Origin of the sequence: Microbacterium sp. NPDC007973, assembly GCF_042958465.1 — a bacterium.
Classification (GTDB): domain Bacteria; phylum Actinomycetota; class Actinomycetes; order Actinomycetales; family Microbacteriaceae; genus Microbacterium; species Microbacterium galbum.
Map to the genome: position 1 here is coordinate 846,234 of NZ_JBIBJJ010000001.1, position 21,374 is coordinate 867,607.

Below are 21,374 nucleotides of genomic sequence, written 5' to 3' on the forward strand. Positions count from 1 at the left end.
CGGTTCCCCTTTCGCAGGGTGGGGGTGATGTGCGCATCATCATGGGTGATTTTCCGGGGGCGGTCCGCGGATACGCTCCCGTCCGCGTCGGATGCTGGGCGTGCGGGCAGAGCGACAGCGTCATCGTGCGTGCCGGGGGGCCGCACCGTCGGACCGTCGCTCTGCCCGCACCCCCTGCGCAGGCCGGGCGGCGGCTCGCTCGGGCCCGCCGGCGCGACGCTCATGAGGCCTCCACCGACAGGCGAATCCGCGGGTGAGAAACGGTGCTCCCACGCGGCACGCATCGTCTCCGGCTGGGAGGCTCGGAGGGAGCGGATGCCGAGTGGCTCTCCCCCAGAACCTCACTCTCCCGTGGCTCTGCTCGCTCACGGATGCGCGGCCCCGGTCACGGCACCCGGCCGCAGGGCCGCGCATCCTCCACCCCCCAAATCCACGACCACCGTGACCGACGAGGTCGGGTCGAGGCGCGGGTGGCGATCATCAGGAGGAAGACGTGACCGAGCGACCCGACCGCAGCCCCCACGCCCTCGGCGACGACCGCCCGTCCGAAGCCGCAGCGGACGACTCCGCGCTCGACGCGCTGCTCAGGGCGGTCGAGGGCGACGCCGGTCCTGTCTTCCCCGTCGGGTTCCGCGGATACGACCGGGATTCCGTGGACGAAGCCGTCCGCGAACTCGGCGAGCGCGTGCGGCGCAGTGCCGAGGAGGCGCACGATGCGCAGCTCCGGGCCGAGTCGAGGTTGGCGCAGCAGCGGGCGGAGCACGACCAGGAGCTCGCGGAGGCCATCCGTCGGCACACGGAGGAGAACAGCGCGCTCCGCGAGCAGGTGCGCGAGGCCTCTGCCCGCGCGGCGGCGGCCGAGACGCAGGTCTCCGCGCTCTCGAGCGAATTCGCGGGCCGCCGCAGCGACGACGACCCCGAGCAGGGCCGCCAGCAGTTCGACGCGATCCTGCGCGTCGCCGAGGAGCAGGCGTCAGTCCTCGTGCAGAACGCCGTCGGGCAGGCGGAGCGGCTGCTCGCGAGCGCGCACGCCGAGGCCGCGGCGATCCGCGACGACGCGGTCACCGAGCAGGCCCGCCTCCGCGCGGAGGCGCAGCACGATGCCGATCAGATCCGTCTCCGCATCGAGACCGAGGCGACCGCGCACGCGGCGCGGCTGGAGCGGGAGGCGGCTCACGCAGCCGAGCGCGTCTCGCAGGCCGAGCGGGAGGCCGTCGCGGTGCGCACCGAGTCGGAGAAGGGGGCGGCCGCGCTGCGCTCGCTCGTGTCGCGGGAGACCGCCGACCTCCGAGCCAAGGCCGAACGCGACGTGCGGGAGATGACGGCGCGGGTGCTCGAGTTCGAGGAGTCCCTCACCCGGCGGCAGGACGAGGCCCAGCAGGAGTTCCTCGTGCTGCACGACCAGGCCGTGGCCCACGCCGAGCGGATCACGTCCGACGCGAGCGAGCAGGTGGCCGCGGCGCTGGAGCACGCGCGACGCATCGCAGCCCGGGCCGACGACTACGAACGTCTCGCTCGCGCACAGGCCCAGCAGGTCGAAGCCGATGCGCAGGTACGGGCTCGCGAGGTACTCGATGCTTCACGCGAACGGGCGCAGACGATCGCCGACACGATCACCCAGCACGCCGCCTCGGTTCTGCGCGATGCGGAGGACCGCACACGCGACCTGCGCTGGCAGCAGCAGCAACTCGGCAGCTTCATGGCCGAGATGAACGAGCTGCTTCGCGCCGTTCCGCGAGGCGGATCGGGCGGGCGCGACCTCGGCGACGACGACGGCACGAACTCGGCCGGGCCCGATGACACCGACGGCGATGCGGCCGACGCGGACGAACACACGGAGGGTCTCGCGGCATCCTCCGATCACGGAGAGTGAGCGCCGAGCCGCTCCTGCTCCGACTAGCGTGGAGCGATGCGCACCGTTCCCCTCGGCTCCTCCGGTCTCTCCGTCCCCAATGTCGTGGCGGGCATGATGCGGATCGACGACAAGAGCGACGCGGAGGTCCGCGCGCTCTACCAGGCGTCGCGTGACGCCGGCATCGACTTCTTCGACCACGCCGACATCTACGCGCGATCCCTCCACTCCGCGGAGGAGCGGTTCGCGCAGGCCCTGTCCCTGACCGGCACGGAGCGCGCCGAGATCCGCCTGCAGACCAAAGCGGGGATCGTGCGGGAAGGGCCGTACTTCGACTTCTCCTACGAGCACCTCGTGTCGTCGGTCGAGAGCTCGTTGCGGGCCCTGCGTACCGACTACGTCGACGTTCTGCTGCTGCACCGGCCCGACGCGCTCGTCGAACCCGACGAGGTGGCCCGGGCGTTCGATCACCTCGAGGAATCCGGAAAGGTGCGGGCCTTCGGAGTCTCGAACCACACGCCCCGCCAGATCGACCTCCTGCGGACGGCGGTCCGCCAACCGATCGTCGCCAACCAGATTCAACTGTCCATCGCGCACGCGCCCGTCATCACGCAGGGGCTCGCGGCGAACATGGAAAGTGCTCGGCAATCGGTCGTCCTCGACGGCGGCGGTCTCGTCGAGTACTGCCGCATCGAGGGCATCACGATTCAGGCCTGGTCTCCGCTGCAGGGGACGCGCGGAGGCGGCGGTGTGTTCCTCGGACACCCCGAGTACCACGAGCTCAACGCGGTCATCGACTCTCTGGCCGACCGATACGGTGTCACGCCCTTGGCGATCGCGGTGGCATGGATCACGCGGCATCCGGCGGGGATGCAGGTCGTCCTGGGCACGACGACACCGGGGCGGGTCACCGAGGCTGCGGAGGGCTCGGACATCGAGCTCACCCGGGCGGAGTGGTACGCGCTCGTGCGTGCCGCAGGTTACGTCGTTCCCTGAGCGCGTCGCTCGTCAGTCACCGCGGCGACGGCGTCGGCCTCGGGAGATCACGACGATGGCGCCGATGACGACGACGGCTGCGCCGAGGAGCGGGATCAGGACGAACGCGAGACGCCCGGCTTCCGCCTCGGAATCCGGTTGAGCCTGCTCGGCGACGACGGCGGAGGCCGAGGAGGCCGTGACCGCGACGTCGCCCTGCACGCTCGCCGACCCGGTGGGTGCGGCGAACGCGGGCACGGGTGCGAAGGCGATCGCGGTGGCGAGCACCGCCGAGGTGATCAGAGGGGATTTTCCGGTGCGCACAGCGTTCCTTCCGTCGGGTCGCCCAGGCTACGCACGCTCCGGCCGGTCAGCCCGGCGGTAGACGAGAGGGGCCGGGGAGGATATGGAGCACGGCCTGTCGCCTAGGCTGGCACCGACCGCCGACGAGACGAGGCCCACGAATGGCGCGATCCCGACGCCCGTGGGGCGCCGTCCTCAGCGGCGTCGCAGCGGTGATCCTGGCGGCGCCGACCCTGGTCTTCCCCGCGGATTCGCCGACGGAGCCGAAACTCGGTTTCCTGGCGGTCGGAACGGTCGTGTTCGCTGTCGCTGTGGTGAGGATCCGGTCGGAAGGGATCGAAGGCACCACCGCCCCGCCGGAGGAACCCGTCACCGAGGAGTGAGCGCCTCCAGGGCATCCGCGGTGATCACAGAGATCGGTTCGGTGGGCAGTTCCCACGACGCGAGGGGTTCCATGCAGTTCTTCCGTTCGTGGGTGTCCGAGTAGGGGCGGCCGTCGCCGGTTGACGAGTGGAGCGGAGGTCAGGCTGCGCGAGCGAGGCTACGCGCGACCTTCTGCCCCTGAGGGGCAGGGCGAGCGGACGCGGATGCCGTGGCGGGCTCGGCGAGCGCGACGTCGAGGCTGAGCCCGCGCGAGGAGTTGGCGTCGTTCGCCAGGCGCTTCAGGAGGTTCTGGTCGAGCGCCTCGGGCTGCTCGGAGTCGAAGACGAAACGCAGCGGGATCGAGGGCTGCAGCCAGATCGTGGACCGGCCGACAGGCTGATCCGGACCATGCACCCAGGACAACGTGAAGCTCTCTCCACGGCGGAGCTTGGTCGCGACGACCACCTTCACGTGCGCCAGCATGCGGTCGTCGATGTCGATCGGCTCCGTCGAGGTGCCGTAGAAGAGCTTCGCCATGATGATTCCCCTTTGCTCGTTGCTCACGGATGAACTTACTAGGTAGACTAGCGAATAGGCAAGCGAGATATTAGGAGAGCGATGACAATCGAAACCCCATCGCCCCCGTCGTATTGGTACAGCGAGAGCTCGGACGACGAGCGTGGCGCACGGATCATGGAGGCGATGCGGGCATATCGTTCCGCCGAGATGGCGATGCGCCGGCGCACCCAGGAGTCCATGGCGATGGGCGAGAACGAGCTGCTCGTCCTCCGCTTCCTGACACGATCGGCCGCAGCGAACTCCGCCGTCACTCCGATCGACCTCGCCCGGCATCTCGGCGTGTCGACGGCATCCATGACCGCCCTCCTCGACCGGCTCGAGAAGTCGGGGCATCTCCAGCGCCGCCCCCACCCGTCCGATCGGCGGAAGGTTCTCGTCTCGAGCACGACCCATGCCGACGACGAGATGCGCGACACCCTGACCGGCATGCACGCGCGCATGATGCAGGCCACCCGTGGCATGACGGAGGAGGAGACGGTCGCGGTCACGGGCTTCCTCGACCGGATGCGGTGCGCCGTCGCCGACCTCTGCGGCCGAAGTGGGACGTGCTGTCCGCCGGCACGGGCTCAGCACTCCTCCCCCCTCTCGTCGGACGCTGCCGCGTGAGGACCTCCGTCGGTGTCGAGATCGTCCTGCACACCGAGGCCGAGGCGTTCGTCGTCCTCTCGATCACCCCCGCGGACGGGTGGGCCCACGACGAGACCCTGACGGTCGACACGGACGGACGGGCGATCCCCGTGGTCGAGGTCGCGGACGCGCACGGTACTCGCGCGCATCGCGTCGTCCTCCCCGCGGGGCTGACCCATGTGACCTATCGCGGTTCCGTCTCCCCTCCTCGCGCGCCCGCCCCCTCAGACGAGATCGACCCCGTCCGCTACCTGCGCCCCAGTCGCTACGCGCCGTCGGACGATCCGCGCTTCTCGGACCTGGCGCCCTGGCGCTCCTCCTCGGCGCGGGAGCGCGTACGCGAGATCACCCAATGGGTCTCGGAGAGGCTCGACTACGTCTCCGGCGTCAGCGGCCCCACCGATACCGCTTCTGACACGCTCCGCCAGGGCGCCGGAGTCTGCCGCGACTACGCGCACGTGACCATCGCCCTCCTGCGCGCCGCGGGGATCCCCGCGCGACTCGTGTCCGTCTTCGCCCCGGGACTCGACCCGATGGACTTCCACGCCGTCGTGGAGGCGTTCGTCGACGGACGGTGGGAGGTCGTCGATGCCACCCGCCTCGCGCCCCGTGCGCACTTCGTCCGCATCGCGACCGGTCGTGACGCCGCCGATACCGCCTTCCTGACGACCGTGTCGGGCACGGCGACGTTGGAGTCGGTCGAGGTGACGGCGGTGGCCGACGGCGGTCTCGTCCCGGACGATCCCGACGCGTCGATCCTGCTGCGCTGACTCCGTCTCGAGACGGAGGCACGGTCATGCCACCCCTGGGTAGCGTCGGGGCATGGACCTCATCGTGCGGTCGCCTCGCCTGCTCCCCCGTCTCGTCGTCGGGCTCGTCGGCCTCGCTGTCGTGGCGCTGGGCGCGATGGCCGTTCCCGCGCCGGCGCGCGCAGACGTCGGCGACTTCACCTTCGACTCGTTCTCGGCCGACATGACGCTCTCCCGAGCCGACGACGGGCACGCGGAACTCGCGGTGACCGAGACCTTGGTCGCACGTTTCCCCGGCGAGGATCAGAACCGCGGCATCATCCGCTCCCTGCCCGATGATTACGACGGGGTCCCCCTGCACACGCGGGTGGTCTCGGTCACCGATGCCTCCGGCGCTCCCATCCCCTACGACGTCGAGACGGACCGGCGCGAGGTCCGGGTGCTCACGGGCGACGACTCCTTCGTGCGCGGCGTGCAGACCTACGTCATCTCGTACACCCAGCGCGACGCCATCCGTTCCTTCGCCGACACGAACGCCGACGAGTTCTACCGCGACATCAACGGCACGCAGTGGGAGCAGCCGTTCGGTTCGGTGAGCGCTCGCCTCCGGGTCGACCCCGCTCTGACGGATGCCGCCCTCGACGGCGCCGCGGCGTGTTACGTCGGGGCGCAGGGATCATCGCAGACGTGCACCCTCGACCGCACGACGGACGGGGGCGGCCTCGTCTTCGACGCGGGGGCCGAAGGGCTGGCCCCGGGAGAGAACGTCACGATCGCCGTCGGTTTCGCGCGCGGCACCTTCGTCCCGGGTGAGGTGGTCCGCACCCCGCTCGAGCAGTTCTCCGTCGATGCGGCCCCGCTCCTGGCCGGTTCGTCGCTCGGCGCCGTGGGTGTCGGCGCCGTCGGTGTGGCCGCAGCGGTCATGGCTCGGCGTCGCGGACGCGACGCCGAGGGGCGCGGCATCATCGTCGCGGAGTACGACCCGCCGGCGGGAGTCGACGTGCTGCAGGGCGCGGAACTGGTGGCGCGTCGCGGAACCGGCATCCCCGCCGCGATCGTCGACACCGCGGTGGCGGGGCACCTTCGCATCGTCGACGACGGCGACGCGCGGAGCCTCTCGCTCGAACTCGTCACGACCGAGGGAGCCGATGCGCTGCACGGGGCGGTCCTGGAAGCCGTCTTCGGGGCGCACGCACGGCCGGGCGCTCGCGTATCGCTCGGCCCCGACCGTCAGGACATCGCGAAGGCCCTGCAGCGACTCCCCCTCGCCGCCGCATCCGAGCTGCGCGCTCGCGGGTGGAGCGAGAAGCAGCGTCTCGGACGCTCCCTCGCCGTGACGGGTGTCGCCGTGGCCGCGTTCGTCGTCGCGGTGCTGGCCCTCATCCTCGCCGCGATGGGGACGACCCCGGCGTGGTGGCAGATCGCTGCGATCCCGGTGACGGTGGTGCTCGGCATCCTGAGTTTCACACTGCTGCGCTACCGCGATCGGATCACGGATGCCGGGGCCCCGGCGCGCGACCATCTTCGGGGGCTGCGCGAGTATCTGCAGCTCGCGGAGGCGGACCGGCTGCGCGTGCTGCAGAGCCCCGAAGGGGCGGAGCGACGACGGATCGACGCGGACGACGCGCGCCAGGTGCTTCACCTCTACGAGCGCCTCCTGCCGTGGGCCGTCGTGTGGGGCGTCGAGAAGGAGTGGTCCGAGGCGCTCGACACCCGGGTCCGCGAGAGCGGCGACGACCTGCACTGGTACCGGGGCGGCGGCGGATTCTCGTCCGCCGCTCTGATGTCGACGATGGGGACCCTGCGCACGGCGAGCACCCCGGTCACGACGACCACGAGCGGCTCGGGGAGTTTCTCGGGCGGCTCCTTCGGGGGCGGATTCTCGGGCGGAGGCTCGGGCGGTGGCGGAGGCGGCGGACGCTGAATCGACCGGTCACTCGGCGACGCGCACGACCTCTGCGATGACGCGCGGGTCGGCGAGCACGCGGAAGTGCCCTCCGCTCGCCAGTTCCACGTTCCGGGCACCGGCGAGCTCGCTGCCCTCGGGGATGTGCGGGTCGAAGGGGCCGTAGACCGACACGATCCTCGCGTTCGCGTCGGCCGCGGCCGCGAGCGCGCGCATGGTCGCATCCCCCGAGGCGAACGCGCGCAGCGAGGGCGTGGGCATGAGGCGGCTGTACCGAGACCCGCCGAAGGGCGTCGCGACGGCGACCATCGCCCGCACCCGAGCCCCCTCCGGGTCGAAGGCCATCAGGTGCTTGCCGATCAGTCCGCCCTTGCTGTGGGCCACGAGGACGACGTCGTGCAGGTCGCGGGACGACAGGAGAGCCGCGACGCGGCCGGCCGACTCGGCGATGGGACGACGGTTGTCGCCCAGCTCCGTGACCACGTGGACCGGGTGTCCGCGGCCGTGCAGCGCGCGGGCGAGCGGCTCCATGAAGCGCCACGTCTCGTAGATCCCGGGGAGGAGCACGAGGGGGCGGCCCGAGCCTTCCCGGAGGTCCTCATCGACTGCACGCCCCCAGGCCGCGCGCACCTGCGCTCGCACGGCGTAGGCGTAGTCCTTCGCCCACCACGAGAGGTCGCGTGCTCCGGTCCGCACGGCGGTCACGGCATCCATCGGCATCCCCCCATCCTGCGGGCACGGACGCGGACCGTCTGCGGGGTTGCGGCGATGGTGCCGCACACCCGCACAGCGGACGCAACCCCGGGATCTCGTCGCTCGAGGCCGCCCTAGGCTCGGGCCATGGACATCTCTGACATCCGCTGGAACGAGCCCGCACGGCAGAAGATCCTCGACGACGCCGACAACGTGCTGCGGGAGGCCGTCGTGGCGATCGCACGCGAGAGCGACGGGATCTCGTCGGACGAGGCCTTCGCGCAGATCAACGCGCGGATCAAGGACCGCTTCATCGACTACGAGCCGGGCCCCGATATCCGCACCTACGCCGACGCGATCGCCGCCGGGGAGATCCCCACCGACGACGCCGGATGACCCGCGGCACGATCCTGCCACCCGGGCGCCAGTTCGTCCTCACCTGGGGCGTTCCGCACGAGTACGGCGGGCTGACCGCCGCGCTGCTGCAGCGGTCCCGCCTCTTCGCCGGTCGGGGGGCGACACCGGTGCACGTCCTGACGTGCGACGATCGCGACGACCGCGCCGCGGTCACCGCCGAGCTGACCCGCCGCGACGCCCTCGGCGCCGGAGTGCGCGTCACCAACCTGTGGGATTGGCTGCGCGAAAACGAGCTGCGCGGGCGTCCGGTCTCGAGCGGCGCCGGATTCTCGCCTCTCCCCTCCGACGCGGAGGAGGAGTTCACGGGCGATGTTCTCGTGCGCCGTCTCCGCAGGGATGCCGACGGCACGGTGCTGCAGATCGACCACCTGCGCCCCGACGGAACGCTCGCGGCGAGCGATCGTCGGGACGTCCCGCACTCATCCTCACGACCGCGACGGATCATCGTGACGTGCGACGCGAGCGGCGCCCCCCGTGCCGCGTGGCGCGGGGTGCGCCAGCTCTACGCCGCGTGGCTGGACCGCCTCACGGCGGGCGAGCGATCCTTCCTTCTCGTCGACAGCAAGGCGATGGCGCGATTCGCCGCCGGCTACCGCCGGCCGGGGGTCATCGTGCTGCACGTCGTGCACGGTTCGCACCGCACCGACGACGGCACGGCGATCCGCCCGTCCCGCGCCGAGGTCTTCTCGCGGTTGAGCGCCTTCGATGCCGTCGTGTTCTGCACCGCGCGGCAGGCCGGGGACGTGCGACGCGAGGTCGGCCCCGCGCCCCTCCTGGCCGTCGTGCCCCACCCCGTCGTCGTCGCGGGAGACGTCGATACGCGCAGCCCGCGCCAGGGCGCGGTCGTGCTCGCGCGATTGGAGCCCATCAAGCGGGTGGAGCATGCGATGGATGCCGTGTCCCGCGCCCGCGAGCGCATGCCGTCCCTGACGCTCGACGTCTACGGCGACGGCCCGGACCGCTCGCGCCTGGAACGGGGCGAGGCCGAGGGCGTCCGTTTCCACGGCTTCGAACCCACGGCGCGTGACGCCCTTCGCCGGGCATCGGTCCTCCTGCTGACGAGCCGCTCGGAGGCCTTCTCGCTCGTGGTCGCCGAGGCGATGGCGGCGGGATGCCTGCCGATCGCGTACGACGTGCCCTACGGTCCGCGTGAGTTGATCGTCGACGGCCGCACGGGGTGGCTGGTACCCGCCGGCGACGTCGACGCCCTCGCCGAGGCGGTCGTGCGGGCGGCATCCCTCGATCCGACGACACTCTCGCGGATGCGTCGACAGGCGGTCGAGCGCGCGCGGCTGTACGACGAGTCGCGGGTGCTCACCAGGTGGGCTGTGACGCTTTCGCGCGCCGCACGGCGTCACCGCCTTCGCGAGGCGACCTGGCGAATCCGCGAGGTCGTGCGGCGCCGCCTTCGGATCGGCTGAGACCCCTGCCGAACGCGCCTGAGCGGGCGTACGCTGCCTCTACCCGGCCCCGGCATCGCCGGCGCGGATGACGCCGATCCGGCGTCCCCGACGACTCCCGCCCGTCGAGCCCGTCCCCCACACGGCTCCGGACGGGAGTCGTCGTCCGGGTCAGCGGTCCTCGCCGTAGCCGCGGATGCTGCGGAGGTCGTCCTTGAGGTCCTCCTTCGAGGCGTCGCCCGGGACGATGTCGTTCTGCGGCGCGCCGTCCTGAACGGCCGCGTCCGCCGCCTGCTGTTCCTGCGCGCCGTCCTTCTTCTCCTCGACGCCCGCGTCCGTGGCGCCGTCCATGATGGGGGCGTCCTGCGTCTCTTCGCGATCGGTCATCGTCGTCCTCCTCGGTGACAGTGTTACGGCATCCTGACCCCTACCTGCCGCCCGGAACCGGGGCTTGCGCCGCTCGGCCCGGAATGCTCAGACGCCGTGGTGCGCGGGGTGACGCCGCTCGAGGGCTGAGCCCTCGACATCGACGTTCGGCGCGATGCGGTCGAGCCAGCGCGGCAGCCACCAGACCGACCCGCCGAGCACGTGCATGAGCGCCGGCACGAGCAACATGCGCACGACGAACGCGTCGAACAGCACGCCCAGGGCCAGCCCGAGTCCCATGGACTTGATGATCACGGAGTCGGAGGCGATGAAGCCGGAGAACACCGCGATCATGATGATCGCGGCAGCCGTCACGACGGTGCGGCCCGCGCGGAAGCCCTGGGCGACGGCCAGGCGCGGCGCCGCGCCGTGAGCCCAGGCCTCGCGCATCCCGGATGCGAGGAACAGCTGGTAATCCATGGCGAGCCCGAAGAGGATGCCGACGAGGATCACGGGCAGGAAGCTCAGGATCGGGCCGGGATTGTGCACGCCGAACAGGTCGCCGAGCCAGCCCCACTGGAACACCGCGGTCACCGCACCGTAGGTCGCGAACAGCGACAGCACGAAGCCTCCTGTGGCGATGAGCGGCACGAGCAGCGAGCGGAACACCGCCACCATGATGAGGAACGACAGGCCCACGACCACGACGAGGTAGATCGGCAGGACGTCGGCCAGCCCTTCCGAGATGTCGATGTTGATCGCCGCCGCTCCGGCCACGCCGAGGGCGATATCGCCGTTCACGGGCGGCAGCGCGCGAAGGTCGCGGACCAGCTGCTCGGTCGACACGGCGTTCGGCCCCTCGGCGGGGATGACCTGGAACGCGGCGAGGGTGCGGTCGTCGGAGACGGCGACGGGGGCGACCGCCGCGACGTCGTCCTGCGCGAACAGTTCGCGGGCCACGTCGAGCTGCAGGCCCTGGACGTCGGCTTCGGCGGTGCCCGCGGGCAGGGCGGCGGTGACGAGCAGCGGCGCGTTCGCGCCGGCGCCGAAGGCATCCTCCGTCCACGTGAACGCCTGGTAGGCGGTCGAGTCCTCCGCCTCGGACCCTCCGTCGGGCAGCCCCAGACGCATCGACAGGGCGGGGATGGCGACGACGAGCAGGGCGGCCGTGGCGACGAGCATCGTGACCACCGCGCGCACCGTCGACATCGGCCGAACCGGGCGACCGGTCGTCGCGACGGATCCGGTCTCGATCCGGGCGGCGCGCCGGGGGTGCTCATCGGCGTCGATCGCAGCGGTACGGGCGGTGCGACGGGGGTGCTCCGCGGCATCCGCGGCGGCGGCGGCGCGGGCACGGGCCGCGCGACCGAGGACGCGCATCCTCGCGAGACCCAGGAGGGCCGGCGTCAGCGACACCGCGATCAGCACGGCGACGAGCACGCTGACGGCGCCCGCGGTACCCATGAGCCCGAGGAACGGAATGCCGGTGATGTTCAGCGCGAGCAGCGCGACGATCACCGTCATCCCGGCGAACACGACCGCGTTGCCGGCGGTGCCGTTGGCGAGACCGATCGATTCGACGACGTCCGCGCCCTGGAGCAGCTGCCGTCGGTGGCGGTAGAGGATGAACAACGCGTAGTCGATGCCCACGGCGAGGCCCAGCATCACGCCGAGGATCGGGGTGACGGATGCCATCTGCACCAGGCCCGAGAACGACAGCGTCGCCATGGCGCCGATGGCGACCCCGACGAGCGCCGTGATGATGGGGAACGACGCCGCCAGGAGCGACCCGAGCACGACGACGAGGACGATCGCCGCGATCGCGACGCCGATGGCCTCACCGACCCCGAGGATCTCGGGCACGCCCTGGGAGATCTCCGTGTTGAAGGCGACGTCCACGCCCGCGACGGGGTCGGCGGTGAAGTGCTCGACCACAGCCTCCTTCGATGCCTCGGCGAGCTCGAGACGGGGCTGATCGAACGAGACGTTCACGATCGCGGTCGATCCGTCATCCGATACGAGCCGGATGGCGTCCGCGAAGGAGAGGAGTTCGGCGCCGTCGTCGAGCTGCGCCTCCTGCGCGGCGATCTGCGCGAGACCGTCGGTCACCTGGGTCTGCTGCTGTTCCAGGGCGCTGCGCTGCTGATCGAGCTGCGCCTGCTGGCCGTCGAGGGCGTCGAGCTGCGCCTGCTTCTGTGCGGCCGGGAGGGGCGCGGCCTCGAGCTGCGCGCGGGCCGAGTCGAGTTGCTGCTGACCGGCGTCCAGCTGCGCAGCGCCCGCGTCGAGCTGCTGCTGGCCGGACTCGGCCTGCGAGCGCGCATCGGCGAGCTGCGCGCGGCCGTCGACGACCTGCTGGCGCTGATCGTCGAGCTGCTGCTGGGTCGCGAACGGATCGGTGACGCGGGCGACGTCGGGGAGGTCCCCCGACGAGTCGACGAGAGAGGTGATGGCGCTCTTCTGGTCGGCCGTCAGAGCCGAGCCGTCCGTCGTGCGGAACACCACCGCTCCGGAAGCGCCGCTGAAGTCCGGCAGCTCGTCCTGCAGTTCCGCGATGACGTCGCCGGATGCCGTGCCGGGGATGTCGAAGCTCGAGCTCAGGCCTTTGAAGCCGACGAGGAACCCGCCGACGACGACGCCGAGGATCACCACCCACACGACGATCACGGCCCAGGCACGCCGGGCGGCGAAGGTTCCGAGACGGTGCAGCAGTTCGGCCATGCGGTGTTCCTCTCGTGCGGTGCACGCGGAGGAGCACCGTCGGCTCCGACCAGTCCCGGCAAAGATAACACGGACCGTCTCGTCTTGTTTTGCCGCGCCATCCCCCAGAATGAGGGCATGGTTCTATCGCGAAGCGGACCGGTCCGAAGCGAGGCGGCGCATCAGGCGATCCTTGACGCCGCGGTGGCCCTCTTCGCCGAGCGCGGCTACGACCACCTCACGATGGAGGGCATCGCTCGGCGGGCCGGGGTCGGAAAGCAGACGATCTACCGGTGGTGGCCGAGCAAGGGCGACGTCCTCGCCGAGGCGATCCTCGAGGGACGGCTGCTCGGCCGCGAGCGCGTCCTGCCCGACACGGGAGACGCGCGCAGAGACCTGGCCACCTGGCTGAACGGGCTGTTCACGCTGCGGGCCAGCGCCGACGGCGAGGGATTGCTGCGCTCTCTCGTCGCCGCGGCCGCGGGGAGCGCCGAGACGGGTCGACGGCTGCGCGCGGAGATCCTCGCGGCACCGCTCGTCGAGCGACTCTCCACCGCAATGGCCGGAACGACCGGACCTCGACTCGACGCGGCGGCCGATGCGCTCCTCGGCGCCGTGATCCTGCGCGCGCTCAGCCGTGAGGAATTCGACTTCGACGACATGCTGCACCTGGTCGACGCCGTGATCGGCACGCCGACACCCCGCCGCTGACGCACTCCGCTCGCCGCCTCGGGGTCGTCAGCACCCTGACCTCTACCACGCGGCGCTGACCGGCGTCCAGACCGGGAACGCTCAGCCGCGTCGCGTACACTGGAGAGAGCAAGGGGAGTACTCCCACCGCGACGATCTCGTCAATACGGTCCACGTCATCGTGAACCCGGGACGTCGGCCCATCTCGCCGGGTGGAGGAGACCTTGGTGTCTTGTCGTACACCTTTCTCCCTTGGAGGCCGCCATGGGCGTCACCCCCCTCATCTGGATCATCACGATCGCGATCACGGTCGCGTTCTTCGTCTTCGAGTTCTTCGCGCACGTGCGGAAGCCGCATGAGCCGTCGATCGCCGAGTCCGCCCGCTGGTCGGCGTTCTACATCGGGCTCGCGCTGCTGTTCGGTGTCGGCATCGGCGTGGTGTCGGGCTGGACGTACGGCGGCGAGTACTTCGCCGGGTACCTCACCGAGAAGGCCCTGTCGATCGACAACCTGTTCGTGTTCCTGATCATCATGACCGGGTTCGCGGTGCCGAAGATCTACCAGCAGAAGGTGCTGATGATCGGCATCGTCATCGCACTGATCATGCGCGGAGCGTTCATCGCCGTCGGCGCCGCGCTGATCGAGAACTTCTCGTGGATCTTCTACCTCTTCGGCGCCCTCCTCCTGTTCCTCGCGTACCGCCAGGCGTTCTCGCACGGCGAGAGCGACCCTGCCAACGGCAAGTTCATGCAGTTCGTCCGCCGCGTGCTCCCCGTGTCCGAGGAGTACAACGACGACAAGCTCACCGTCCGCAAGAACGGCAAGCGCTTCGTGACGCCGATGCTGCTGGTCATCATCGCGATCGGCTTCATCGACCTGGTCTTCGCTGTGGACTCGATCCCCGCGATCTACGGTCTGACGAACGAGGCGTACATCGTCTTCACGGCGAACGCCTTCGCCCTCATGGGCCTGCGCCAGCTGTACTTCCTCATCGGCGGTCTGCTCGAACGCCTCGTCTACCTGGCGCAGGGACTGGCCGTCATCCTGGCCTTCATCGGTGTGAAGCTCGTGTTCCACGCCCTGCACGTCAACGAGGTGCCCTTCATCAACGGGGGCGAACCGCTGCTCTGGGTGCCCGAGATCCCGATCTGGTTCTCGCTGCTGTTCATCGCCGCCACGGTGGCCGTCGCCACGATCGCGAGCCTGCGCAAGACCCGGAACGACGACGAGAAGAAGAAGCGCGAGACCTTCGACGGCGAGAAGGTCATCCACGCTCCCGAGGACTGACCCTCCGAACCGATGACGGGCTCGCGGCGTTCGCCGCGGGCCCGTCGTCGTCTGCCGCATCCGATCGACGAGCGCAACCCCGGCGAGACGCTCCGGTGGTCGTCCTACCGTGGCCGACATGACGCGATTCGGCTACACCCTCATGACCGAGCAGAGCGGCCCGCGGGCGCTCGTCGACTACGCCGTCGGTGCCGAGCGCGCCGGCTACGACTTCCTCGTCTCGAGCGATCACTACTCGCCGTGGCTCACCAGCCAGGGCCACGCCCCCTACGCCTGGACCGTTCTCGGCGCGGTGGCGCACGCGACCACCGACGTCGAGCTGATGACCTACGTGACCTGCCCCACCGTCCGATACCACCCCGCGGTCGTCGCACAGAAGGCGGCGACGCTGCAGCTGCTGTCGGAGGGCCGCTTCACGCTCGGTCTCGGATCCGGCGAGAACCTCAACGAGCACGTCGTCGGCGAGGGATGGCCCGCGGTCCATGCCCGTCAGGACATGCTCGTCGAAGCGATCGAGATCATCCGCGCGCTGCACACCGGCGACCTCGTCACCTACGACGGCGAGTACTTCCGCGTCGACTCCGCCCGCGTGTGGGATGCCCCCGACGGCGGCGTCCCGATCGGTGTGGCCGTTTCCGGCGAGCACTCCATCGAGCGCTTCGCCCCCCTCGGCGATCACCTCATCACCACGGAGCCCGACGGCGACCTCATCAGCGGGTGGGATTCCCACCACGACGGAGAGTCGCGCAAGATCGGCCAGATCCCGATCAGCTGGGATCCCGACAAGGATGCCGCGATCGCGCGCGCTCACGACCAGTTCCGCTGGTTCGCGGGGGGATGGGCCGTCAACGCCGACCTCCCGACGCCGGCGGGCTTCGCGGGGGCTTCGCAGTTCGTCCGGCCGGAGGACGTCGCCGACTCGATCGCCTGCGGCCCGGATCTCGACGAGCTCGCGGAGAGCGTGCGTCCCTTCATCGATGCCGGCTTCACCGACATCGCCATCGTCCAGGTGGGCGACGAGCAACAGCAGCGATTCGTCGATGAGATCGCCGCTCCGCTGCTGGAGAAGCTCCGCGCCCTGTGACCGACGGCGGGACGCGCCCGACGGCGCGTCCCGCGGCTCACCGGCCGAGGCGTCCCGTCTCGGCGACCCACTGTTCGAGGCGCCAGACGGGGAGGCGGAAGACGCGGGCGACTGCGACCGCCGAGAAGCGTCCTTCGACGACCGCGGCGATGGCGAATTCCCGCAGCGACGTGAACTCCCGACCGGCGAGGGCCCCCTCCCGCAGTTCCGCGAACGTGCGGGGCTGGCGCGTCGCGACGGGTCCCGAGGCATCCAGGACGTAGGGCGACCCCGCCTCGACGGCTCGGCGACGCGTATGCGGATGCTCGGACGCTGACGAAGCCGGTGCCGGCGCGCCGGTGGGCGCGGCCCCGATCCCGACCGGACCGCGGGTCTGCGTCCACGGCGCCGGCGGGAGCTCGCCACCCCAGGTGACCTCCGTCGCCGGCACGACGGCTCCTGCCTGCTCGCGCAGAGGCCGACCCTCGGGAGGGGCGATGACGCTCGACTCTCCGATCGGTTCGGGCATCGTCGGCGCGGCCCTCGCAGACGTCCATGGCGCTGCGGGGAGCTCACCGCCCCAGACCACCTCGCTCGGCACCACGTACGAGCTCGCGACGGGAGGGGCCGGCGCGGTCTCGAGCCAGGGAGCCGGAGGCAGGTCTCCGCCCCACACCACGTCGCTGGGAACCACGTAGGCGCTCTGCGGGGCCACGGACGGCTCGGCGGGGGCGGGGACGGCATCCCCGAACAGCTCGCCGACCTCGACCTCGAACGTCTCGGCGAGCGCGACCAGCGTCGCCAGCGACGCCGTCGTGCGGCCCGCCTCGATCGCCCGCACGCGGGACTCCGACAGCCCCGCCTCGAACGACAGGGTCAGTACCGTCAGGCCGCGCTCTTCGCGCAACCGGCGCACGTGTCGGGCCAGCGTGCGCAGCACCTCGTCGAGACGCCCGTCGAGGGGTGCCTGTGTCATCCGGTCCTCCCGTAACCGAGGATGCCAACCTGTGTCCGGGGGAGACAGTGAACAGTACCGCGTTCACGGCGGGCAACGCGGCACGCCGTCGACGGCGCGCCGCCCGCCCGTCAGCCCCGCAGCCCCGCCGAGCCCAGGACGCGCTCGACGGAGATCTCCAGCACGACGCGCTCGGGGTTCACACGGGGTCGGCGATACCGCGCCGCGTAGAGCTCGACGGCGTGGGCCACGGCATCCGGATCATCACTCACGCGGGCGGTGCCTTCGAAGCTCATCCAACGGGCGCCGTCGACCGAGCACACCGAGGCGCGCCCGCCGCGGACGGCGTTGACGAACTTCTGCGTCCCCCGCGATCCGATCACGCGCACGATGCCGTCCTCATAGGTGAAGCCGACCGGGACGGCGTGGATCCGTCCCGACCGACCGAGGGTCGAGAGGGTGGCCAGGTGGTATTCGCTCAGGAAGGCGAGGGCGTCATCGGTCAGCACCCCTCCAGCGTGCCACGCGAGACGACCTCCGACACGGTCTTCGTGGCCGTCTCCCATCGACGGATGCCGACGGCTCGGGCCGTTCTCTCGAGGGGGGCGTGGTCGGCGAGCACCCGCAGCGCGTCGCCGAGGCGCTCCAGCGGAACCCGGCGGGCGAGCGTGACGTGCGGCGTCCACGCCCCCGGTCGCGTGTGGTCGCCGTCGTCTCCCGCCCCCGCGAGGTCGTGCACCCGCGCGTGAAAGTCCAGCAGCGCAGCCGAGGGGACCACCGAGCGCGCGATCACCCGCGTGCGCCCCGTGCCGAACAGCACGGGAGCCCCGAGGGTCATTCTCAGGGGAAGGGCGTCGGCGAGCGGTGCGCCTTCCGTGTCGGCGAGGGTCGGCCGCACCAGCAGCGTGATGTGGGGACGATTGCTCTCTCCGGTGTGGCGCGCCTGACTCGGCAGGTCGGCCGCGACGAGGGCATCCCATTCCCTGCGGATCGCCGCGTCGGATTCGTCGTCGAAGACGAGCTCCAGGCTGACGATGTCGCTCACGGTCGGATCACCGGGTCGACCACCACGCCGCCGCCACCAGTGCCGGCTGGAAGAAGAGTCGTCCGAACCGCTTCTGGTCGGTGTCGAGGCCGAAGGCCGACCGCCCCTTGCGCCATTGATCGATATTCCCCGGGAAGATCGCGATGAAGAAGGCCGCCAGAGCGGCGCCGACACGTCTACGCTCCCTCGGTAGCGCGACGAGAGCGAGCCCGAACGCCGCCTCCACCACTCCGGAGGCCACGACCACCGCGTCTCGATCGAGCGGGCCGTGCTCCACGAGGGCATCCGGCACCTGCGCCTGGAAATCCCGCCGAGCGAACGTCAGGTGCGAGATTCCGGCGAACATCATTGCCAGGGCCAACGCCCAGCGCACGAAGGTCTTCATGGCAGCACGCTAGATCGCGATCGTTCTCCCCCCGGCGGGCTTGACGACGCACGTCCGGGCTCTTCGCCCCCTCGAACCGGGCGCTACGACACCGGTCCGGTTCACGCAACCCCCGGCCGCTGACGACGCGTCGCGCTTGACTGGGAACACGTCAGACGAGGAGGTGCCCCATGACGATGACAGACGCCGGATCCCCATCGATCCGCGAGGAGGATCTCGACGCGCTGCTCATTCGGGCCGCCTCCGGCGACTGCGACGCATTCGTCGCCTTCTACGACGCGACGGCGCCGCGCATCTACGCCACCCTGCTCGCGCTGACGGGTGTGGCCGCGAAGGCCGAGCTGCTGCTGGAGGGGATCTACGTCGAGGCGTGGGAACGCATGCGCGGCCGTGACGCTCCCCCGTGCCCGGGCATGCAGTGGATGTCGGCCATCGCGCATCGGCACGCGTCCGGGCGGGCCTGAAGCCGCGGCAGAGAGCCGGAGCCAGGTGGACCGCCGCTGTTCAGGAAGCGTCGACGGGGGTTGCGATCACGTCGCGCGTCTCGAGGTCGACGGTCAGGCCGCTCGAGGAGTTCGCGGAGTTCGCGTACGTCTGAAGGAGGGCGGGATCGAGCATCTCGGGCTCGACCGCTCCGAAGACGAAGCGCAGCGGGATCGACGGCTGGATCCAGATCGTGCTGCGACCGGCCGCCTCACCCGATGGATGCCGCCACGACATCGTGAAACTCTCCCCGCGACGCAATTTCGTGGCGATGACGACCTTCACATGAGCGAGAACACGATCGGGGATCTCGATCGGGCGCTCGGAGGAACCGTAGAACAGTGAGCCCATCAGCTCCTCCTTCCGAGGATGCCATCTTCGATTATTTTACTAGGTTGGCTAACTATCGCCAAGTGAATTCACGGAGAATCTGCGGGAAATCGGATTGTTGGACGGGGGCGCGAATTAGTTCGGTCCTCTGGAATCTCGGAGACCGAACTACAATGGCGCCACGGGGGCCCGACCCGGAGGAGACGTATGACGATCGAGACCGCGCACGACCCCGCATCCACCGCCGCTCGGGCGGTCGAACGCCTCCGCCTCGCCGAAGCCCGTCTCGCGCGACGGCGTCAGACGGAGTGCGGTCCGAGTGAGAATGCGCGGGCCGCGATGCGCCTCATCCTCGAGCGCGCGGACGCCGGCGCACGCATCACCCCGACGGAGATCGCCCAGTCGCTCGCCATCTCCACGGCATCCGTCACCGGAATGCTGGACCGCCTGCATGCCGGCGGACTGATCTCCTTCGAGGCGAACCCCGCCGACCGACGCAGCAAGTTCGTGATGCCGTTCGATCGGGACGCCGATCCGGATGCCGTCGACCCCGTCACGGCTCGCATCCGGGAGTTCGCGCTCGATCTGCCCACCGACACCGCCGGTCAACTCGCGCAGTTCCTCGACCGCGTTCGCGAAGTCGTCGACGCCGAATGTCGCTGACGGCGTCAGGTCGCCGCGACCGCCTCCGGCTCGGGCTCGTTCGTGATGCTCAGGCCCCCGGGCGAGCTCGCCTCGTTCATGAGGTCGTCGATCCATCGACGATTCAGCTGCGGGGATCGGCTGCCGTAGAAGTGGAAGACCAGCGGGATCGACGGCGAGATCCACAAGCTGCGCGTCCCGCTGCCGTCACCGAGCGGGAAGTGGAACATGAAGGGCTCGCCGCGACGCAGCTTGTTCATGAACACCATGCGCAGGTGGGACAGGGTTCGATCCTCGATGTCGAACGAGTGACCCAGGGTGTTGTAAACCAGTTTTCCCACCATGACAGCGTACCGCGCTCCACCCGGTTAACTACTGCTCGACAGCTTCTCTCGAGCCTCAACTAGAGTGCTCAGCGTGCCCCGACTCCCGCGTTCCCTCCGCACCCGGCGCCGGGTTCCCCGCGCCGTGCTGGTGGCGCTCGCCGTGGTGGCGGCTGTCGCCGTCATCGCCCTGATCGCGGTCGTCGGCAACCTCGTCACGACCCTCTTCCAGACGTTGGCCGCCCGCCCGCCCGCCGTGGACACGCGCATCGTGGCGCCCGACGAATCGAAGGCCGCGCAGGCGGCGAGCGCCCCCGACGGCGACGCCACCGAGCAGGCCGCGGCGCAGTGGCTGGCCTCGCAGCCGACCACCTACTGGCTCACCCCCGAGATCGACCCCGTCGACGAGGTGTGGGACCGCGTCGCACACCTCGCCGCAGAGGCCCGCGATCAGGATGCCGCCCTCTCCATCGCGGTGTACGGCCTTCCCGATCGCGACTGCGGCAACCACTCCGCCGGCGGTCTCGACCCGGAGTCGTATCGCGCGTGGACGCAGCGCATCGGAGAAGCGCTCGGCAACGCGTCGGACATTCAGAAGATCGTGGTGCTCGAGCCCGACAGCATCGCCCTGTCGTCGACGTGCGGTACACCGTCCGACCGCGCCGGCTACCTCAAGGAGGCCGTCGACAACATCCGCGGGACCAACACGTGGATCTACATCGACGGGGGCCATTCGTCCTGGCATCCGGTGAAGGAGATGGCCGACCTGATCCGCGCGACCGGCCTTCTGTCCGACGTGCGCGGCGTCGCCCTCAACGTCTCCAATTACCAGGACACGGCGGCCGAGTTCGACTACGCCCACGCATTGTCCGACGAGCTGGGCGGCACGCACGCCGTGATCGACACGTCCCGCAACGGCGCCGGCCCGGCGGGGTCCGAGTGGTGCAACCCGGCCGGTCGTCTCGTGGGCAGCCCCGGCGGCTCGTTCGGCGACGGCGTCGTCGACACGAATCTGTGGATCAAGCCGCCCGGCGAGAGCGACGGCGAGTGCAACGGAGGGCCCACCGCGGGCACCTGGTGGCCCTCGGCGGCCGTGGAACTCACGCGCGACCAGCGCTGACCGCGCACCCGCAGTCCGCGCCGCGCGCAACCCGTCGGTCGTCATCGTCGGGAAGTGTGTCAAGATTGCGCTCGTCGCTTCGCGACACCGCGTCTCGGGGGAGTACGCGGGCACGATCCCGTGC

25 protein-coding genes are annotated in these 21,374 nt (G+C 70.6%); 14 read left to right on the forward strand and 11 right to left on the reverse strand.

The window, feature by feature from the left end:
• Window positions 1-493 precede the first annotated feature (493 nt).
• Both ACFZA2_RS04190 and ACFZA2_RS04195 read left to right on the forward strand, forming a co-directional pair.
• Entirely contained in the window at window positions 494-1,873 is a 1,380-nt protein-coding gene (locus ACFZA2_RS04190; RefSeq protein WP_391401016.1) for a cell division initiation protein, read from the forward strand.
• A gap of 36 nt (window positions 1,874-1,909) precedes the next feature.
• Window positions 1,910-2,848, forward strand: coding sequence for an aldo/keto reductase family oxidoreductase (locus tag ACFZA2_RS04195; protein ID WP_391401018.1), 939 nt, complete (start codon window positions 1,910-1,912; stop codon window positions 2,846-2,848).
• A gap of 12 nt (window positions 2,849-2,860) precedes the next feature.
• Here ACFZA2_RS04195 and ACFZA2_RS04200 read toward each other — a convergent pair whose 3' ends face one another.
• Complete coding sequence (locus tag ACFZA2_RS04200; RefSeq protein WP_391401021.1) at window positions 2,861-3,151, reverse strand: hypothetical protein; 291 nt, start codon at window positions 3,149-3,151, stop codon at window positions 2,861-2,863.
• Between the two features lie 140 nt (window positions 3,152-3,291).
• On the opposite strand from ACFZA2_RS04200, the gene ACFZA2_RS04205 reads away from it, so the two are divergent.
• Window positions 3,292-3,513, forward strand: coding sequence for a hypothetical protein (locus ACFZA2_RS04205; RefSeq protein WP_391401024.1), 222 nt, complete (start codon window positions 3,292-3,294; stop codon window positions 3,511-3,513).
• A 139-nt stretch (window positions 3,514-3,652) separates the two neighbouring features.
• On the opposite strand, the gene ACFZA2_RS04210 is transcribed toward ACFZA2_RS04205, so the two are convergent.
• Entirely contained in the window at window positions 3,653-4,030 is a 378-nt protein-coding gene (locus ACFZA2_RS04210) for a hypothetical protein (protein ID WP_391401026.1), read from the reverse strand.
• 165 nt (window positions 4,031-4,195) lie between these two features.
• Here ACFZA2_RS04210 and ACFZA2_RS04215 point away from each other — a divergent pair, with 165 nt between their 5' ends.
• Genes ACFZA2_RS04215 through ACFZA2_RS04225 form a run of 3 tightly spaced genes read left to right on the forward strand, consistent with a single transcriptional unit; the run spans window position 4,196 to window position 7,372 of the window.
• Window positions 4,196-4,678: a MarR family winged helix-turn-helix transcriptional regulator gene (locus ACFZA2_RS04215; RefSeq protein ID WP_391401029.1), complete on the forward strand. Its 483-nt coding sequence runs from the start codon at window positions 4,196-4,198 to the stop codon at window positions 4,676-4,678.
• Complete coding sequence (locus tag ACFZA2_RS04220) at window positions 4,675-5,469, forward strand: transglutaminase family protein (RefSeq protein WP_391401032.1); 795 nt, start codon at window positions 4,675-4,677, stop codon at window positions 5,467-5,469. Before ACFZA2_RS04215 ends, ACFZA2_RS04220 begins: the two co-directional genes overlap by 4 nt.
• A gap of 52 nt (window positions 5,470-5,521) precedes the next feature.
• Window positions 5,522-7,372, forward strand: a complete 1,851-nt coding sequence (locus tag ACFZA2_RS04225) for a DUF2207 domain-containing protein (RefSeq protein ID WP_391401034.1) — start codon at window positions 5,522-5,524, stop codon at window positions 7,370-7,372.
• Window positions 7,373-7,381: 9 nt separating this feature from the next.
• On the opposite strand, the gene ACFZA2_RS04230 is transcribed toward ACFZA2_RS04225, so the two are convergent.
• A complete protein-coding gene (locus ACFZA2_RS04230; protein ID WP_391401037.1) occupies window positions 7,382-8,074 on the reverse strand; it encodes an esterase/lipase family protein in 693 nt (230 codons plus the stop codon).
• Between the two features lie 120 nt (window positions 8,075-8,194).
• On the opposite strand from ACFZA2_RS04230, the gene ACFZA2_RS04235 reads away from it, so the two are divergent.
• Together ACFZA2_RS04235 and ACFZA2_RS04240 are read left to right on the forward strand one after the other, a co-directional pair.
• Window positions 8,195-8,443, forward strand: a complete 249-nt coding sequence (locus tag ACFZA2_RS04235) for a hypothetical protein (protein ID WP_391401039.1) — start codon at window positions 8,195-8,197, stop codon at window positions 8,441-8,443.
• Window positions 8,440-9,885 carry a glycosyltransferase gene (locus ACFZA2_RS04240; protein WP_391401043.1) on the forward strand — a complete coding sequence of 482 codons (1,446 nt, stop codon included), beginning with the start codon at window positions 8,440-8,442 and terminating at the stop codon, window positions 9,883-9,885. The genes ACFZA2_RS04235 and ACFZA2_RS04240 overlap by 4 nt, the downstream gene beginning before the upstream one ends.
• Window positions 9,886-10,035: 150 nt before the next feature.
• Here ACFZA2_RS04240 and ACFZA2_RS04245 read toward each other — a convergent pair whose 3' ends face one another.
• Both ACFZA2_RS04245 and ACFZA2_RS04250 read right to left on the reverse strand, forming a co-directional pair.
• Complete coding sequence (locus tag ACFZA2_RS04245) at window positions 10,036-10,251, reverse strand: hypothetical protein (protein WP_391401045.1); 216 nt, start codon at window positions 10,249-10,251, stop codon at window positions 10,036-10,038.
• Between the two features lie 87 nt (window positions 10,252-10,338).
• Window positions 10,339-12,948, reverse strand: a complete 2,610-nt coding sequence (locus tag ACFZA2_RS04250; protein WP_391401048.1) for an MMPL family transporter — start codon at window positions 12,946-12,948, stop codon at window positions 10,339-10,341.
• Window positions 12,949-13,065: 117 nt separating this feature from the next.
• Here ACFZA2_RS04250 and ACFZA2_RS04255 point away from each other — a divergent pair, with 117 nt between their 5' ends.
• The 3 genes from ACFZA2_RS04255 (at window position 13,066) to ACFZA2_RS04265 (ending at window position 15,988) form a co-directional block, all read left to right on the forward strand.
• The gene (locus ACFZA2_RS04255) at window positions 13,066-13,638 is read left to right on the forward strand and encodes a TetR/AcrR family transcriptional regulator (RefSeq protein ID WP_391401050.1); all 573 of its coding nucleotides are present in this window, start codon (window positions 13,066-13,068) and stop codon (window positions 13,636-13,638) included.
• A 243-nt stretch (window positions 13,639-13,881) separates the two neighbouring features.
• Window positions 13,882-14,904: a TerC/Alx family metal homeostasis membrane protein gene (locus tag ACFZA2_RS04260; RefSeq protein ID WP_315993586.1), complete on the forward strand. Its 1,023-nt coding sequence runs from the start codon at window positions 13,882-13,884 to the stop codon at window positions 14,902-14,904.
• Window positions 14,905-15,022: 118 nt separating this feature from the next.
• Complete coding sequence (locus ACFZA2_RS04265) at window positions 15,023-15,988, forward strand: LLM class F420-dependent oxidoreductase (protein WP_315993587.1); 966 nt, start codon at window positions 15,023-15,025, stop codon at window positions 15,986-15,988.
• 37 nt (window positions 15,989-16,025) lie between these two features.
• Here the strand turns inward: ACFZA2_RS04265 and ACFZA2_RS04270 are convergent, their stop codons facing one another.
• The 4 genes from ACFZA2_RS04270 to ACFZA2_RS04285 all read right to left on the reverse strand — a co-directional run bounded on the left by ACFZA2_RS04270 (window position 16,026) and on the right by ACFZA2_RS04285 (window position 18,352).
• Window positions 16,026-16,943, reverse strand: a complete 918-nt coding sequence (locus ACFZA2_RS04270; RefSeq protein ID WP_391401055.1) for a helix-turn-helix domain-containing protein — start codon at window positions 16,941-16,943, stop codon at window positions 16,026-16,028.
• Between the two features lie 110 nt (window positions 16,944-17,053).
• Complete coding sequence (locus ACFZA2_RS04275; protein WP_391401058.1) at window positions 17,054-17,431, reverse strand: PPOX class F420-dependent oxidoreductase; 378 nt, start codon at window positions 17,429-17,431, stop codon at window positions 17,054-17,056.
• On the reverse strand, window positions 17,425-17,967 hold the full coding sequence (locus ACFZA2_RS04280) for a 2'-5' RNA ligase family protein (RefSeq protein ID WP_391401061.1): 543 nt from the start codon (window positions 17,965-17,967) through the stop codon (window positions 17,425-17,427). Before ACFZA2_RS04280 ends, ACFZA2_RS04275 begins: the two co-directional genes overlap by 7 nt.
• Window positions 17,968-17,974: 7 nt before the next feature.
• The gene (locus ACFZA2_RS04285; RefSeq protein ID WP_391401064.1) at window positions 17,975-18,352 is read right to left on the reverse strand and encodes a hypothetical protein; all 378 of its coding nucleotides are present in this window, start codon (window positions 18,350-18,352) and stop codon (window positions 17,975-17,977) included.
• Between the two features lie 170 nt (window positions 18,353-18,522).
• On the opposite strand from ACFZA2_RS04285, the gene ACFZA2_RS04290 reads away from it, so the two are divergent.
• Window positions 18,523-18,816, forward strand: a complete 294-nt coding sequence (locus ACFZA2_RS04290) for a hypothetical protein (protein WP_391401067.1) — start codon at window positions 18,523-18,525, stop codon at window positions 18,814-18,816.
• 40 nt (window positions 18,817-18,856) lie between these two features.
• Here the strand turns inward: ACFZA2_RS04290 and ACFZA2_RS04295 are convergent, their stop codons facing one another.
• Window positions 18,857-19,186: a hypothetical protein gene (locus ACFZA2_RS04295; protein WP_391401070.1), complete on the reverse strand. Its 330-nt coding sequence runs from the start codon at window positions 19,184-19,186 to the stop codon at window positions 18,857-18,859.
• Between the two features lie 186 nt (window positions 19,187-19,372).
• Between ACFZA2_RS04295 and ACFZA2_RS04300 the strand changes: the two genes are divergently transcribed.
• Window positions 19,373-19,828, forward strand: a complete 456-nt coding sequence (locus ACFZA2_RS04300; RefSeq protein ID WP_391401073.1) for a MarR family transcriptional regulator — start codon at window positions 19,373-19,375, stop codon at window positions 19,826-19,828.
• 5 nt (window positions 19,829-19,833) lie between these two features.
• Here ACFZA2_RS04300 and ACFZA2_RS04305 read toward each other — a convergent pair whose 3' ends face one another.
• A complete protein-coding gene (locus ACFZA2_RS04305) occupies window positions 19,834-20,148 on the reverse strand; it encodes an ATP-dependent DNA ligase (protein WP_315993595.1) in 315 nt (104 codons plus the stop codon).
• Between the two features lie 76 nt (window positions 20,149-20,224).
• Here ACFZA2_RS04305 and ACFZA2_RS04310 point away from each other — a divergent pair, with 76 nt between their 5' ends.
• Window positions 20,225-21,250, forward strand: a complete 1,026-nt coding sequence (locus ACFZA2_RS04310) for a glycoside hydrolase family 6 protein (protein WP_391401076.1) — start codon at window positions 20,225-20,227, stop codon at window positions 21,248-21,250.
• Window positions 21,251-21,374: the final 124 nt, after the last annotated feature.

Coding starts and splice junctions, on each gene's coding strand:
- ACFZA2_RS04240 (WP_391401043.1), top strand. CDS start 8,440: ATGACCCGCGGCACGATCCTGCCACCCGGGCGCCAGTTCGTCCTCACC.
- ACFZA2_RS04195 (WP_391401018.1), top strand. CDS start 1,910: ATGCGCACCGTTCCCCTCGGCTCCTCCGGTCTCTCCGTCCCCAATGTC.
- ACFZA2_RS04295 (WP_391401070.1), bottom strand. CDS start 19,186: ATGGGCTCACTGTTCTACGGTTCCTCCGAGCGCCCGATCGAGATCCCC.
- ACFZA2_RS04300 (WP_391401073.1), top strand. CDS start 19,373: ATGACGATCGAGACCGCGCACGACCCCGCATCCACCGCCGCTCGGGCG.
- ACFZA2_RS04285 (WP_391401064.1), bottom strand. CDS start 18,352: ATGAAGACCTTCGTGCGCTGGGCGTTGGCCCTGGCAATGATGTTCGCC.
- ACFZA2_RS04260 (WP_315993586.1), top strand. CDS start 13,882: ATGGGCGTCACCCCCCTCATCTGGATCATCACGATCGCGATCACGGTC.
- ACFZA2_RS04265 (WP_315993587.1), top strand. CDS start 15,023: ATGACGCGATTCGGCTACACCCTCATGACCGAGCAGAGCGGCCCGCGG.
- ACFZA2_RS04235 (WP_391401039.1), top strand. CDS start 8,195: ATGGACATCTCTGACATCCGCTGGAACGAGCCCGCACGGCAGAAGATC.
- ACFZA2_RS04205 (WP_391401024.1), top strand. CDS start 3,292: ATGGCGCGATCCCGACGCCCGTGGGGCGCCGTCCTCAGCGGCGTCGCA.
- ACFZA2_RS04255 (WP_391401050.1), top strand. CDS start 13,066: ATGGTTCTATCGCGAAGCGGACCGGTCCGAAGCGAGGCGGCGCATCAG.
- ACFZA2_RS04230 (WP_391401037.1), bottom strand. CDS start 8,074: ATGCCGATGGATGCCGTGACCGCCGTGCGGACCGGAGCACGCGACCTC.
- ACFZA2_RS04290 (WP_391401067.1), top strand. CDS start 18,523: ATGACGATGACAGACGCCGGATCCCCATCGATCCGCGAGGAGGATCTC.
- ACFZA2_RS04215 (WP_391401029.1), top strand. CDS start 4,196: ATGCGGGCATATCGTTCCGCCGAGATGGCGATGCGCCGGCGCACCCAG.
- ACFZA2_RS04245 (WP_391401045.1), bottom strand. CDS start 10,251: ATGACCGATCGCGAAGAGACGCAGGACGCCCCCATCATGGACGGCGCC.
- ACFZA2_RS04225 (WP_391401034.1), top strand. CDS start 5,522: ATGGACCTCATCGTGCGGTCGCCTCGCCTGCTCCCCCGTCTCGTCGTC.
- ACFZA2_RS04270 (WP_391401055.1), bottom strand. CDS start 16,943: ATGACACAGGCACCCCTCGACGGGCGTCTCGACGAGGTGCTGCGCACG.
- ACFZA2_RS04210 (WP_391401026.1), bottom strand. CDS start 4,030: ATGGCGAAGCTCTTCTACGGCACCTCGACGGAGCCGATCGACATCGAC.
- ACFZA2_RS04250 (WP_391401048.1), bottom strand. CDS start 12,948: ATGGCCGAACTGCTGCACCGTCTCGGAACCTTCGCCGCCCGGCGTGCC.